We start from the raw sequence: 14,048 nt of genomic DNA, 5'->3' as shown, positions 1-14,048 counted from the left end.
GGCCGTGTGTCTGCTCGGTCCGCTTCGTTCTCTCCTGCTTATCACAGGCATTCTGCACGCGCCATCGGCCGAACGGCAAATACCCTGACAAAAGTAGAGATCAGGATGATTCCACAAGAAAAAATGCATAAATGGGAAAGGTGTTGTCGATTGCGAGCGGCGCCCGCATCTCACGCCACTGCCCGTTCCCTGGTCCGCATGATCCCGGTCGCCAAGCCGGCGCCGATGTGGCACATGCGATGGGACGTCCCGCTATCGTCCGGTCCGCCCCATGACCTGCCAGGAATCCGCCATGCCCCTGCCCGCCGCCCCCCGTCCGTCCGCGTCCGACCGGCTTGAGGCGGCGCTTGCCCGCATCGCCGACCCGGAGCGGCAGGGCGCGCTGGTCTTCACCGAACTCTATGCCGACGAGGCACGGGAGGCCGCCGCCGCCAGCGACCGCCGGGCGGCGGCGGGCCGGCCGCTGGGGCCGCTCGACGGCCGGATCGTCTCGGTCAAGGCGCTGTTCGACGTGGCGGGGGACACCACCGCCGCAGGCTCCGCCATCCTGCGCGGCCGGCCCGCCGCCCGGCGGGATGCGCGCGCCGTGGCGCGGCTGCGTGCCGCCGGTGCCGTGATCGTCGGGCGCACCCACATGACGGAATTCGCCTTCTCCGCCGTCGGCATCAATCCCCATTACGGCAACCCCGGCAATCCGCGCGACCGGTCGCGGGTGCCGGGTGGGTCCTCCTCCGGTGCGGCGATCTCGGTGGTGGACGGCATGGCGGAGATCGCGCTCGGCAGCGACACCGGCGGTTCGCTGCGCATTCCCGCGGCGCTGTCCGGCGCGGTGGGGTTCAAGCCGACCTCCGGCCGCCTGTCGGCCGAGGGCGCCTTCCCGCTGTCGGCCTCGCTGGATGTGATCGGCCCCATCGCCGCGACCGTCGCGGACGCGGCCTTGCTCGATTCGATTCTGGGCGATGGCGATCCCGCGTCGTTCAGCCCGCTGCCGGTTGCCGGCCAGTCCTTCCTGGTGCCGCGGTGGCGGCTGTTCGACGGGATCGAGCCGGCGGTCGCAGCGGCGTTCGAGGCGGCGCTTGACCGCCTGCGGGCCGCCGGTGCCCAGATCATCGAAAGCTCCATCGACGCCGAACTGGACGCCCTGGCCGATCTGGACCGCATCGGCGTCTTCACCGCCATCGAGCTTGCGGCGACGCTGGCGGAACTCGGCATCACGGCGCTCGACGGCATCGATCCCAAGACCCGCGCCCGCATCGAGGCCGGCGGCCGGACGCCCGCCGCCGATTACGTCCGCATGCAGCGCCGCCGCTCCGACCTGATCCGCCTGATGGATGAGCGGCTGGCCCGGCACCCCGTCCTGCTGCTGCCCACCGTTCCGCTGACCGCCCCCGCCATCGCCGATGTGCTGGAGGATGCCGCCTTCCATCGGGTCAATCTGCTGCTGCTGCGCAACACCCGCATCGCCAATCTGTTCGACCTGCCGGCGATCTCGCTGCCGGTTCCGTCGGCCGGGCTTCCGGTCGGGCTGATGGCGATGGGCCGCCGGGGCAGCGACCGCAGCCTGCTGGGCATCGCCGCCGGGCTGGAGGCCGTCTTGGCGGCCTGAGCCTCGGTTGCTCCGCGCTTCTGTCCTTCAGGCGACCGGGGAGCGCCAGAGCCAGACCAGCCCCGCAACCGCGCCGGCCACGAGAAGCAGCAGCACCAGGACGATGGCGAAGGCGGTGCGGCGGTCCTTCGCCTCGCGCTGCTCCGCCTCGCGCCGCTTCTTCAGCAGATATTGCTGTTCGGGGCTGAGGAAACGTCCGGCGGCGGCATCGGGCGTTGCGGCGAAGCTCGGCCTGCGCCCCTTGGTGGCGGTCTGAGCCGTGGTCCTGGCTGCCGTTCCCCTCACCGCGGTGGTGAGGCCGCCGGGCGACGGCCGTCCCGTGTTCATCATGTCCGCCGCCGTTCCGCGGGCGGCCGTCACCTGCCTGCCCTTGCGCTTGCGCGGTAGCTTGCGCCGTCTGGTCGCCATTCCCGTCCCCTCGCTGTCCGTCCCTGGAGTCGCGGCGGGGAGCATACCCGTCCCGGCCGTCCGGCGCAGCCGATCACAAGAGGATCTGCGGAAAGTTACATAGGACGGCCCGCATGCCGTCATCCGGCCCGGCTTCACTCCCTGCGGCGAACCGGCGCACACCCGCAAGCGGTTCTGGAACCAAGATGCATACTAGTATACCAATTTATGACCCGTTCCGCTTCGGGCGGGCATGACAGCAATCGATTGGGAGGGTCACCATGCTCAGGAACGACGACGACCATCAGCTGGTGGCGAAGGCGGTGGCTGCGCTGCGCGATGCCATGCTGGCCGGCGATGGCGCCACGCTGCAGGCGATGACGATGGACCAGCTGACCTACGGCCATTCCAACAGCAGGTTGGAAGACAAGGCGGACTTCGTCGGCAGCCTGGACGGCAAGAACGCCTTCAAGGCGCTGGACCTCAGCGACCATGCGATCCAGGTGGTCGGCGACGTCGCCATTGCCCGCCACACCTTCGATTGCGTCAACAATCTGGCGGACGGCACGACCAGCACCGCCCACATCAAGGTGCTGCAGGTCTGGACGAAAGCCGACGGCGCTTGGAAGCTGCTGGCACGTCAGGCTTCGCCGCTGCCGGCCTGAGCGGATCGGCGCCTTGCTCAGAAATCCAGCAGGGCGTTGTCGATCACCTCCTTCATGACGAAGAAGGTCCGCGTCTGCCGCACGCCGGGCAGGGCGATCAGCTGGTGCCCGTGCAGCTCGTTGAAGTCGGCGATGTCGCTGACGCGGATCTTCAGGAAAAAGTCGAAGTCGCCGGCGACCAGATGGCAGTCCAGCACGAAGGGCAGCTTGCGGATCGCCTTTTCGAAATCGCCGAAGCTTTCCGGTGTCGAGCGGTCCAGCACCACCCCGACGATCACCAGCGTTCCGCGGTCCACCTTCGCTGGCGCGATTTCCGCCCGCACGGACCGGATGTAGCCGTCCTCGAACAGGCGTTGCGTGCGCCGGTGGCAGGTCGCCGGGCTGACATGGACCGCGGCGGCGACATCCGCGTTGGTCATCCGGCCATCTCTTTGAAGATGCTGCAGAATCCGACGATCCACCGCGTCCAGCTTTTCAACCATGAGAGAGTCTTCCGTTTATCAGCCTAAATTGAGGCTATTCGTCTCGCAGAAGGCCGGCAATAGCCGAATAGCGGCGAATTTCTGGCCGAACTATGGAAGCACCTTTCAAAAAGGTGGTGATACCGTGTGCTCCACCTCACCATTGGAGCATGCCACGATGCGCCTCGACCGTTTCGAACGCTATCCGCTCACCTTCGGCCCGACTCCGATCGAGCATCTGCCGCGCCTGACCGCCGCGCTGGGCGGCAAGGTCGAGATTTACGCCAAGCGTGACGATTGCAATTCCGGTCTCGCCATGGGCGGCAACAAGCTGCGCAAGCTGGAATACATCGTCCCGGACGCCATCGCGTCGGGCGCGGACACACTGGTGTCCATCGGCGGCGTGCAGTCCAACCACACCCGCATGGTGGCGGCGACGGCGGCGAAGATCGGCATGAAATGCGTCGTGGTGCAGGAAAGCTGGGTCCCGCACGAGGATGCCGTCTATGACCGTGTCGGCAACATCCTGCTGACCCGCCTGATGGGGGCGGACAGCCGCATCGTTCCGGACGGCTTCGACATCGGCATCCGCAAGAGCTGGGAAGAGGCGATCCAGTCGGTCAAGGATGCCGGCGGCAAGCCCTATGGCATTCCGGCCGGCGCCTCGGTCCACAAATATGGCGGGCTCGGCTATGTCGGCTTCGCCGAGGAAGTGCGCAAGCAGGAGGCCGAACTCGGCTTCAAGTTCGACTACATCGTCGTCTGCGTGGTGACCGGCTCGACCCAGGCCGGCATGATCGTCGGCTTCGCCGCCGACGGCCGGGGCGACCGCGTGATCGGAATCGACGCCTCCGGCACGCCGGAACAGACCCGCAGCCAGGTCCGCCAGATCGTCGACAGCACGGCCGAACTGGTCGAACTCGGCCGCGAGGTCCGCGACGACGAGATCGTCATCCTGGAAGACTACGCCTATCCCGCCTATGGCGTGCCGAGCGCCGAGACCAACGAGGCCATCCGCCTCGCCGCCCGCACCGAGGCGATGATCACCGACCCGGTGTATGAGGGCAAGTCGATGCAGGGCATGATCGACCTCGTCAGGAAGGGCTGGTTCCCGGAGGGCTCCAAGGTGCTCTACGCCCATCTCGGCGGCGCACCGGCGATCAACGGCTACAGCTACACCTATCGCAACGGTTGAGTCCGGCCGGCGGGGCTGTGCAGGCGGTCTTGACCATTCGGGACGACTTGTCTTGAATCCCGCGCGTGCCGCGGCCGGACGTCCGGCCGCATCCGCCGGGGCTGACCCCGGTCCTTCCCCTCGCCAAGGCCGGTCCGCGCCATGCCCCGTTTCGCCGCAAACCTGACGATGATGTTCACGGAGCGGCCGTTCCTCGATCGCTTCGACGCGGCGGCGGACGCCGGATTCCGTGCCGTGGAGTTTCTGTTCCCCTACGACCATGCGCCGGACGAGATCGCCGTGCGCCTTCAGCGCAATGGCCTGACCCAGGCCCTGTTCAACATGCCGCCCGGCAACTGGGCGGCGGGGGAGCGCGGGCTGGCCGCTCTGCCCGGCCGCTTCGATGAGCTGAAGGCCGGCATCGCCACCGCGCTGCGCTATGCCGAGGCGACGGGGTGCCGCCGGCTGCACCTGATGGCCGGGCTGGCCGATCCCGCCGATCCGGCAGCCGCCGCGAGCTATCGCGATGCGGTGCTGTATGCCGCCGATGCGCTGGGCGAGCGCGGCATCGAGCTGATGCTGGAGCCGATCAACGGACGCGACATGCCCGGCTATTTCCTGAACGGCTTCGCCGCCGTGGAAGGCCTGATCGCCGGCATCGGCCGGCCGAATGTGCGGCTGCAGTTCGACATCTACCACCGGCAGATCCTGCATGGCGACGTCACCATGGCGCTGCGCCGGCTGATGCCGACGATCGGCCATATCCAGATCGCCTCCGTCCCCTCCCGCCAGGAACCGGACGGGGAGGAGCTGAACTGGCCCTTCCTGTTCGCCGAACTGGACAGGCTGGGCTATGGCGGCTTCGTCGGCTGCGAATACCGTCCGCGGGGCCGGACCGAGGACGGGCTCGGCTGGTTCGGCCCCTACTGCGGCTGAACGGCAATCAGCCTAGGACGGTGTCGTACAGCAGCTTCAGGTTCAGCACGACGATCACCGTGGCGACGATCCAGGACAGGGTGGCGACCCAGCCGGGGACGACGAAGTTGCCCATCTTGCTGCGGTCGGTGACGAAGCGGACCAGCGGGATCACCGCGAAGGGCAGCTGCATCGACAGCACCACCTGACTGAACACCAGAAGCTGCGCCGTGCCGCGTTCGCCATAGATCGCCGTCACCACCACCACTGGGATGATGGCGAGCCCGCGGGTCAGCAGCCGGCGCGCCCAGTGGGGCAGGCGCAGCCGCAGGAAACCCTCCATCACGATCTGCCCTGCCAGCGTCGCCGTCACCGTGGAATTGAGGCCGGAGGCCAGCAATGCCACCGCGAACAGCGTCGATGCGATGCCGAGGCCGAGCAGGGGTGACAGCAGCTCGAACGCCTGTCCGATCTCCGCCACCTCGGTATGGCCGCTGCCGTGGAAGACGCTGGCCGCCAGGATCAGGATGGCCGCATTGACGAACAGGGCCAGCATCAGCGCGATGGTGCTGTCGGCGGTGGCCCAGGTGATGGCGTCGCGCCGCCCCTCCTCCGTTCGCGGATAGGCCCGCGTCTGCACGATGGACGAATGGAGATACAGGTTGTGCGGCATCACCGTCGCCCCCAGGATGCCGATGGCGATGTAGAGCATCGCGGGGTTGGTGACGATCTCCGCCGACGGCACGAAGCCGTGCAGGACGGCGGCCACCGGCGGGGCCGCGGCTACGATCTGCACGATGAAGCAGCCGGCGATGACCACCAGCAGCGCGATCACGAAGGCTTCCAGATAGCGGAACCCCCGCTGCATCAGCAGCAGGACCAGGAAGGCGTCCAGCGCGGTGATCAGCGCGCCGCCGATCAGCGGGATGCCGAACAGCAGGTTCAGCGCGATGGCGGTGCCGATCACCTCGGCAAGGTCGCAGGCGATGATCGCCGCCTCGCACGCCACCCACAGCACCAGATTGACCGGTCGCGGGTAATGGTCGCGGCAGGCCTGCGCCAGATCGCGCCCGGTGACGATGCCGAGCCTTGCGGCCAGCGACTGCAGCAGGATCGCCATCAGGTTCGACAGCATGATGACGGCCAGCAGCGTATAGCCGAACTGCGACCCGCCGGCGAGGTCGGTCGCCCAGTTGCCGGGGTCCATATAGCCGACCGACACCATGTAGCCCGGTCCGGCGAAGGCCAGCATGCGGCGCAGCCACAGGCCGCCCTGTGGCACCGCGACGGATGCATGGACCTCCGGCAGGCTGAGTCGCGCCTCGCCGTCCGGGCTGGAGTATCTCCAGGCCTTCGGGGATGGCAGGGCGGCTTCGGCTTCCGACATCGGCGAGACTCCTGGCCGAGTTGCGAATTGGTATCAATCAAGTATGTACCAGGACAACGAGTATGCAAGGTGCTATACTTTCCGAACCGCAACTTTTTGCCGGAATCGCCACTCACCCCCGAAGGAGGCGCGTCCCGAAGGGTGGGACCGGCCGGATCGATGGTGGGCTTGACTGCCGGCGGTTGGCGTCGGNGTTTCATATTAAACGCACGACGCTGGAGGGCATGACTTTCAGAGGAGTCGACGCGCGCGATGGCCGAATCCCGGAAGTCGCCTGAGTGGGAAGAGGGGGGCGCCGCGCCGGGCGAAACCCTATTGCCCGATGCGGAACTCCATGCCGAGGGGTTCCGCCGCTCGCGGGAGGCGCAGCGCTCCGCCCTGGCTGAGGATTATGTGGAGCTGATCGCCGACCTGATCGAAAGCGGGCAGGAGGCGCGGCAAGTCGACATCGCCGCAAGGCTGGGGGTGGCGCAGCCCACCGTCGCCCGCATGCTCGACCGGCTGGCGGCGGAGGGGCTGGTCACCCGCAAGCCCTACCGGGCGGTGTTCCTGACCGAGGCCGGCCGCCGGATCGCCGAGGAAAGCCGGGAACGCCACCAGACCGTTGAGGCCTTCCTGCGCTCCCTCGGCGTCAGCGCCGATACCGCGCGCATCGACGCCGAAGGCATCGAACACCATGTCAGCGCCGAGACGCTGGACGCCTTCCGCCGGGCCCTGGCGCGGGGCGGCTGATCGTCCTCGCCGCCGCCTTCGACTCCGTCAATGGCTGCCGCAGGAGCCGCCGTGGTGTCGCGCCGTGTTCGGTCCCGCCGCCGTGCAGCCGCAGCAGCCCCCGCCGCAACCGCCCGCCGGTGAGGGCGGGGCGGTGCGTCCGGCCAGCCGGCGCAGGCGGTCGCGGGCGGCGGATGGCAGCAGGATGGTCCAGGCGACCCAGGCGAAGGCCAGGGCGACGATCAAGCCGACGACGAGTGTTTCCATCATCGCTCACCCTCCCAGCAGGGCGCTGGACAGCCGGAAGGTGACGAAGGCGGCACCGTAGGCGAGCAGCGTCATGTAGGCGATCATCACCAGCATCCAGAACCAGGAGTTGGTCTCCCGCTTCACCACCGACAGGGTGGAGACGCATTGCGGAGCGAACACGAACCAGGCCAGCAGCGACAGGGCGGTCGGCAGGCTCCAGTCCGCCGCCAGCACGCCGGACAGTGAACCCGACAGCGCGTCCCCCGTCTCGCTCAGCGCATAGACGGTGCCGAGCGCCGCCACCGCCACCTCGCGCGCCGCCATGCCCGGCACCAGCGCGATGGCGATCTGCCAGGTGAAGCCGATGGGCGCCAGCAGCGGCGCCAGCGCATGCCCCAGCATCCCGGCGAAGCTGTAGTCGATGGCCGGACCGGTGGCGCCATCGGGCGCTCCCGGAAAGGTGCCGAGGAACCACAGCAGGATCATGATGGCGAAGATCACCGTGCCGGCGCGGGCCAGGAAGATGCGGGCGCGCTCCAGCAGTCCGATCAGGATGTCGCGCGGGCTGGGCAGCCGGTAGGCCGGCAGCTCCATCAGCAGCGGCTCGCGGGCGCCCTTGAAGATCGTGCGCTTCAGCACGAAGGCGACCGCCAGCGCCGACAGGATGCCCGCGGCATAGAGCGTGAACATCACCAGCCCCTGCAGCCCGATCATGCCGCCGGCCACCGTCCGTTCTGGGACGAAGGCGGCGATGATCAGGGTATAGACCGGCAGCCGGGCCGAGCAGGTCATCAGCGGCGCGATCATGATGGTGGCCAGCCGGTCTGCGCGGTTCTCGATGGTGCGGGCCGCCATGATGCCGGGCACGGCGCAGGCGAAGCTGGACAGCAGCGGGATGAAGGCCCGGCCATGCAGGCCGACCCCGCCCATCAACCGGTCGAGCAGGAAGGCCGCCCGCGCCATGTAGCCGGTGGATTCCAGGATCAGGATGAAGAGGAACAGCACCAGGATCTGCGGAAGGAAGATCACCACGCTGCCCACCCCGGCGATGATGCCGTCGGTGATCAGGCTCTTCAGCATGCCGTCGGGCAGAGCGGCACCGGCCGCCGCCTGCACCCAGCCCAGGGCGCCGTCGATCATGTCCATCGGCAGCGCCGCCCAGGCGAACACCGCCTGGAACATCAGGAACAGCACCAGGAACAGGAAGGGCAGGCCGATGGCCGGATGCAGCAGGGCCGCATCGATGCGCTGCGTGGCGAGCGACGGTTTCCCGGCATCGCGGAGCGCTGCCGCCAGGACGGCTTCGACCTCCTGGTGGTAGGCACGCAGGTCCCGTGCCGACGGCTCGCTCCAGCCGCAGGGCGCCGGGGGGCCGTCGCCCGCCATCACCATCATGCTGCGGTCGATCTGGTCGAGCAGGCCGACGACACCGGTGCGCTTGATCGCCACCGTCGGCACCACGGGCACGCCGAGCGCCGCCGACAGGGCCGAGGCATCGACGCGGCAGCCGCGCGCCTCGGCGACATCCATCATATTGAGCGCCAGGATGATGGGACGGCCGAGCTTCTTCAACTCCAGCACCAGCCGCAGATGCAGGCGCAGGTTGGTGGCGTCGGCGACGCAGACCATCACGTCCGGCGGACTTTCATGCTCGAACCGGCCGAGCACGACGTCGCGCGTCACCTCCTCGTCGGGAGAACGGGCGCGCAGGCTGTAGGTGCCGGGCAGGTCGATCAGCTGGACGCGGGCGCCGGCGGGGCTGAGGAGCTCGCCCACCTTGCGCTCCACCGTGACGCCGGGATAGTTGGCGACCTTCTGGCGGGCGCCGGTCAGGGCGTTGAACAGGGCGGTCTTGCCGCAGTTCGGGTTGCCGACCAGCGCGATGCGCGGCACTGGGCCTGAAATGGGGGCGGCCAAAACGGCAGAATCAGACATCGCGGAAATCCTTTCCGCAGGAAGGGGAGGTGACGCTCAGCCGAGCGCCACCAGAACGGCGTGCGCCTCGGCCCGGCGCAGGGCCAGGGTGTGGTCGTCGATGCGCACGGCAAGCGGATCGGAGCCCGGGAATCCTTCATGAAGGATTTCCACGCGGGCGCCTTCGATCAGGCCCATCTCGATCATGCGGCGTTCCAGTTCGCCGGGGGGCAGCGGGGTGGCGACCGCACTCTCGTCGAGACCCGTCACCACCGCGCGCTGGCCCTTGCGCAACGTGCCGAGACGGCAGCCCTCGAAACGGGGCGGCGGGTCGGCGGAGGTGCCGGGCGCCGGACCGGGCGTCATGCGGGCAACGGGGGAGGAAACGGATCCGGAGAGCGGGGCAGTCATGGAGGATCACCTTTCGGCTGCACGGCACCGACAGGGCGTGCAATTCGGCGGCAAGGGGCCGCGGGGCCATGATGATGCGAATCACTCTCAACAGCGATGTGGCGAAGCGTCGCAAAGCCCTGCTATGGGTTTGGCGAAGAGAGATTAGGCGCCTGCAGCAAGGTCATAGGCCATTTTTCTTGCTACAATTTCGGTATGCAGATGTGGTGTGAACCGCCCTGTACGAACGGGCATGGAACCCACCCTGCGTAGAATCACAAATCATAACCCAATCTGAAATAGCGCCTGGCAGTTATGCTGCACTGCAACCGGAATTTGTTAACGCGGGATGGAGATCGCGGTTGCTTTGGTATGCGCTGAGAATCAGACAAAAAAGTGGCCGTTATCCATACGATAAGGAATTTTCCCCCTATCTTTGCGAGTATCTGTCAGCATTTTATCAAAGATAGTCAGTATCCGTGATATCAGCAGAATGCATACATGAATATGTAACAATTCAGAAAGAACTTTTATTTCCAATGCAATTTCAGTTTACCAATTCTTTGGAGTTACGATCTAGCCTCCAATGCACCCCTTAAAGCGGTTGTGTGTCTGGAGCTGCCTATGCAACCAAGTTCGGTCGCACGTCCGCGCGTGACTCTGACTGTCATCACGATAATAAGCCTCTTCATCTCTTCCTTTTTGTTTTGCGCCAAATTTTATGCAAGCTATGACTCGATAATTGAGTCATATGCCGTACAGGTTGTGGTTGGTACGGTTCGTGATCGTGTTGTGACGATTGCCGCCGCGGTTTCGGCTGCTGTGGCGCTGTCCGCCCTGTTGGCGCCTGCTCTGCTGATCGCAGCCGGTGCCACGCCATTGCGCGCCGTTGCGCTGGTGGCGGCGGCGCTGCTGGCCTTTGCGGCCGGGACGATGCCGCAACTGATGTCCGTGCTGCCGCAGGAGGCGTTGCGCGGCTTCCTCCTTGATGGCGGCGTTCTGCTGATCGTCCTGCTTCTGCTGGTGTTCGAGGCTCTGCTTCTGCTTGCAGCGGCACCACGCCGCTCGGTGGCGGAACCCGCATCGGCGGTGGCGGGAATGCGCGCCACGCTGTTCCTGTTCATGCTGGCGGAGGAGTTGTCGCGCTCCTTCCTGCCGCTGTATACGCGCGAGCTCTACACGCCGGTGCCCGGTCTTTCGGAAACCCTGATGATGGGTCTGCCGATCGGGCTGTTCATGGCCTTGGTGGCCGTCTTCACCCCCTTCGCCGGCCTCTGGGCCGACCGGTTCGGCAGCCGCCGCACCCTGCTGCTGGGCACCCTGCCGGCGGTTGCCGGATTCGCCGGGACGGCGCTGGCCGGCTCGCTGGCCGAACTGCTGCTGTGGCGCAGCGCCTGCGCGCTCGGCTATGCGGTGATGTTCATCGGCGCGCAGGGCTTCATCGCCCGCCACACCCCGGCCGGACAGCGGGCGCGCGGCATGGCGCAGTTCGTCGCCGCCGTGATCGTCGCTGGCCTGTGCGGCGTGCCGCTGGGCGGCATCCTGGCCGACCTCCTCGGCTACCGCACCACCTTCGCGGCCTCGGCCCTGCTGGCGTTGGCCGCCGCCGTCGCCGCCGCGACCCTGCTGCCGGCCGACCGGGCGGAGCGGGCACAGAATCGCGGTTTCCGCCTGGGCGAGGCCAAAGGCCTGCTCGCCAACCCGCGCTTCGTCGCCCTGCTGCTGTTCTCGTCGGTGCCCACGAAGCTGATGCTCACCGGCTACCTCTTCTATCTGGTTCCGGTTTCCCTCCATGCGGCGGGCGAGACTCCGGCGGGCATCGGCCGGCTGATGATGACCTATGGGTTGATCATCGTACTGCTCGGTCCCTGGGTGTCGCGGCTGGCCGACCGCACCGGCCGCCATGCCCTGTTCGCCGGGATCGGCGGGCTGGTCGGCGGGGCCGGCACGCTGGCGATCCTTCAGGAACCGGGCGTTCCCGGCATCCTGGTCGGCATCGCCGCACTGGGCGTCGCCCATGCCTTCAACAACGCCACCCAACTCGCCCTGGTGCCGGAGGTCTGCCGTGCGGAATGCGCCCGCATGGGCGAGTCCAGCGTCTTCGCCGTCTACCGCCTGCTGGAGCGGGGCGGATCGGTGGCCGGCCCGCTGCTGGCCGCCGCCGCCGCCGACCGTTTCGGGACTCACGCGGCGCTGGTGGCGCTGGGCGTGCTGGGCATGCTGTGCGGCACGGCCTTCTGCGCGGCGTTCCTGCTGGCCCCGGCCGCAGGCCCCGCGTCACGGACGGCCGGGGAGGGCGCTGCCCCATGACCACCGCACGCCCCCTGACATTGCCGCATTCATCAATCCCCCACCCATCGATCACGGAGGCGAAGACGCCCATGCCTGACCAGATGCTCGTGGAACCGCTTTGCACCATGCCGCCCCCGTTGCCCGGCGGCAGCCAGCCCCTTCCCGCCGATGGCCGCCATGGCCGCGCGATGGAGGCGCTGCGCGCCACGCTCGACGCGCTCGGCGTCGGATCTGTCGAAGAGATCAACTGGAAGACCTACGACACGATCATGCGGGTGATCGAGCCGCTGATCGGCGCCGGCCACACGCTGCGCCATTTCGACTACACCCACAGCGCCACGCTGCAGCCCGGCACGGTGGAGCGGCTGCGCAGCGACTACAGCATCCGCCTCGCCTATACGGAATGGGGCAGCCCGCAGAATCCGGCGCTGATCTGCCTTGGCGGCATCGCCAACTCGGCCCGGCGCTTCGACTATGTCGCCCGCACCCTGTCGCGCCATTATCATGTCCTGTGCCTGGACTGGGCGGGACGCGGCCGCAGCGGCTGGCTGGCGGACCAGTCCGACTACAGTTTCGACGCCAATGTCGCCCAGGTGCTGGCGCTGATCCGGCACAAGCGGCTGGGGTCGGTCACGCTGCTCGGCTCCTCGCTCGGCGGCAATGTCGCCATGCGGGTGGCGGCCGAGGCGCCGGAGCTGGTCGACAGGCTGATCCTCAACGACATCGGCCCCTTCATCCCGAACGAGCGCCGCCGCCGCCGCGCCGAATCGGTCGCCCGCCACTATGTCTTCCGCCATCCGGCCCAGCTGTTCCACCGCACCGGCGCCGCCCAGAAGAACGACGGGCCGGTGGACGACACCGTGCTTCTGCACAACAGCTTCCACCAGACCCGCTGGTCGGAGGAGAATGGCGGCCGCGTCTACCGCCACGACATCCGCGCGCTGCAATGCTACCGCGACGGTGCCGCCCAGGACCATGACCAGTGGGACGACTGGCAGCACGTCGCCTGCCCGGTGCTGCTGGTCCACGGCATGATGAGCGACGCTCTGCAGGAGGCGACCATCGCGCGGATGGTGGAGAAGCCGCAGGTCAGCGTCGTCCATGTGCCGGACGTCGGCCATACCCCGACGCTGAGCGATCCGCTGCACATCGACGCCCTGCACCGCTGGATCGAGACTCCCCATGGTTTGCCGGCGGAAAGCACCATCGGCTGGACCGCGGGCGCCGACCGCATCCTGTTCCGCTGAGGGGCCCGGCGATGACCGACCGCTTCCATTTCGTGCGCCACGGCCAGACCGAGGACAACCGCCGCGGCGTGCGCTGCGGTGGCGACCGCGACATCGCGCTGACCGAAACGGGTGTCGAGCAGGCCCGCCGGGCGGCGGAGCGCTTCTGTGCCCAGGGGCACGACTGCGGCCTGGTGATCGCCGGGCCGCTGCTGCGCACCGCGGTCACCGGCGCCCTGTTCGCCGAGGCGCTGGGCGTCCCGCTTCTCTCCCGCGACTGGTTGCGCGAGCGCCGGCTGGGGGAGTGGAACGGGCTGCCGGTCGACCTGACCCGCCCCTGGTTCGCCGCCGGCCAGACCCCGCCGGGCGGGGAGAGCGAGGGCATGTTCGCCGCACGCGTCCTCGACGGTGTGGAGGACCTCGCCAACCCCGCCGCCGGCCTGCTGGCCCGCCGGCCGCTGCTGGTCGGCAGCAAAGGGATCGGCCGCATCCTGCTGCACCGTCTGGCCGGCCGGCCGGGGGTGGAGCTGGAGAATTGCGAAGTCGTAGCCTTCAGCCGCCTGTCCGCACCGCCGGGCGGGCCGGGGCAGTGGCGCTGCGACCAACTGGAGAGGCTGGCCGGATGCGCGGCCTGACCGAAGACGACCAGCCGACCAACCGAATCGAACGAT

14 protein-coding genes are annotated in these 14,048 nt (G+C 68.0%); 8 read left to right on the top strand and 6 right to left on the bottom strand.

Annotated features, from left to right (window positions below):
* The first annotated feature begins 292 nt into the window (after window positions 1-292).
* Window positions 293-1,606 carry an amidase gene (locus A6A40_RS15445; protein ID WP_236783817.1) on the top strand — a complete coding sequence of 438 codons (1,314 nt, stop codon included), beginning with the start codon at window positions 293-295 and terminating at the stop codon, window positions 1,604-1,606.
* Window positions 1,607-1,633: 27 nt separating this feature from the next.
* Here A6A40_RS15445 and A6A40_RS15440 read toward each other — a convergent pair whose 3' ends face one another.
* Window positions 1,634-2,014, bottom strand: a complete 381-nt coding sequence (locus tag A6A40_RS15440; RefSeq protein WP_108546818.1) for a hypothetical protein — start codon at window positions 2,012-2,014, stop codon at window positions 1,634-1,636.
* 260 nt (window positions 2,015-2,274) lie between these two features.
* Here A6A40_RS15440 and A6A40_RS15435 point away from each other — a divergent pair, with 260 nt between their 5' ends.
* A complete protein-coding gene (locus A6A40_RS15435; protein ID WP_108546817.1) occupies window positions 2,275-2,658 on the top strand; it encodes a nuclear transport factor 2 family protein in 384 nt (127 codons plus the stop codon).
* A 17-nt stretch (window positions 2,659-2,675) separates the two neighbouring features.
* Here the strand turns inward: A6A40_RS15435 and A6A40_RS15430 are convergent, their stop codons facing one another.
* Window positions 2,676-3,140, bottom strand: coding sequence for an Lrp/AsnC family transcriptional regulator (locus A6A40_RS15430; protein ID WP_108546816.1), 465 nt, complete (start codon window positions 3,138-3,140; stop codon window positions 2,676-2,678).
* 157 nt (window positions 3,141-3,297) lie between these two features.
* On the opposite strand from A6A40_RS15430, the gene A6A40_RS15425 reads away from it, so the two are divergent.
* Window positions 3,298-4,314, top strand: a complete 1,017-nt coding sequence (locus A6A40_RS15425; protein ID WP_108546815.1) for a 1-aminocyclopropane-1-carboxylate deaminase — start codon at window positions 3,298-3,300, stop codon at window positions 4,312-4,314.
* A 141-nt stretch (window positions 4,315-4,455) separates the two neighbouring features.
* Entirely contained in the window at window positions 4,456-5,229 is a 774-nt protein-coding gene (otnI, locus tag A6A40_RS15420) for a 2-oxo-tetronate isomerase (RefSeq protein ID WP_108546814.1), read from the top strand.
* Window positions 5,230-5,236: 7 nt separating this feature from the next.
* Here otnI and A6A40_RS15415 read toward each other — a convergent pair whose 3' ends face one another.
* Window positions 5,237-6,595 (bottom strand): Nramp family divalent metal transporter, encoded by a 1,359-nt coding sequence (locus A6A40_RS15415; protein WP_108546813.1) that lies wholly within the window; start codon window positions 6,593-6,595, stop codon window positions 5,237-5,239.
* Window positions 6,596-6,847: 252 nt separating this feature from the next.
* Here A6A40_RS15415 and mntR point away from each other — a divergent pair, with 252 nt between their 5' ends.
* Window positions 6,848-7,327, top strand: coding sequence for a manganese-binding transcriptional regulator MntR (gene mntR, locus A6A40_RS15410; RefSeq protein ID WP_108546812.1), 480 nt, complete (start codon window positions 6,848-6,850; stop codon window positions 7,325-7,327).
* A gap of 27 nt (window positions 7,328-7,354) precedes the next feature.
* Here mntR and A6A40_RS15405 read toward each other — a convergent pair whose 3' ends face one another.
* Genes A6A40_RS15405 through A6A40_RS15395 form a run of 3 tightly spaced genes read right to left on the bottom strand, consistent with a single transcriptional unit; the run spans window position 7,355 to window position 9,880 of the window.
* Window positions 7,355-7,576 (bottom strand): hypothetical protein, encoded by a 222-nt coding sequence (locus tag A6A40_RS15405; protein WP_108546811.1) that lies wholly within the window; start codon window positions 7,574-7,576, stop codon window positions 7,355-7,357.
* A gap of 3 nt (window positions 7,577-7,579) precedes the next feature.
* The gene (feoB, locus tag A6A40_RS15400) at window positions 7,580-9,490 is read right to left on the bottom strand and encodes a ferrous iron transporter B (RefSeq protein WP_108546810.1); all 1,911 of its coding nucleotides are present in this window, start codon (window positions 9,488-9,490) and stop codon (window positions 7,580-7,582) included.
* Window positions 9,491-9,526: 36 nt separating this feature from the next.
* Window positions 9,527-9,880: a FeoA family protein gene (locus A6A40_RS15395; protein ID WP_174718524.1), complete on the bottom strand. Its 354-nt coding sequence runs from the start codon at window positions 9,878-9,880 to the stop codon at window positions 9,527-9,529.
* 771 nt (window positions 9,881-10,651) lie between these two features.
* Here A6A40_RS15395 and A6A40_RS15390 point away from each other — a divergent pair.
* From A6A40_RS15390 to A6A40_RS15380, 3 genes are all read left to right on the top strand, one after another.
* Window positions 10,652-12,169, top strand: coding sequence for an MFS transporter (locus tag A6A40_RS15390; RefSeq protein WP_108546809.1), 1,518 nt, complete (start codon window positions 10,652-10,654; stop codon window positions 12,167-12,169).
* Window positions 12,170-12,240: 71 nt separating this feature from the next.
* Complete coding sequence (locus tag A6A40_RS15385) at window positions 12,241-13,398, top strand: alpha/beta fold hydrolase (protein WP_108546808.1); 1,158 nt, start codon at window positions 12,241-12,243, stop codon at window positions 13,396-13,398.
* Window positions 13,399-13,409: 11 nt separating this feature from the next.
* A complete protein-coding gene (locus A6A40_RS15380) occupies window positions 13,410-14,012 on the top strand; it encodes a histidine phosphatase family protein (RefSeq protein ID WP_108546807.1) in 603 nt (200 codons plus the stop codon).
* Window positions 14,013-14,048: the final 36 nt, after the last annotated feature.

Origin of the sequence: Azospirillum humicireducens (genome assembly GCF_001639105.2) — a bacterium.
GTDB lineage: Bacteria > Pseudomonadota > Alphaproteobacteria > Azospirillales > Azospirillaceae > Azospirillum > Azospirillum humicireducens.
This window is presented reverse-complemented; position numbering and strand designations above follow the sequence as displayed.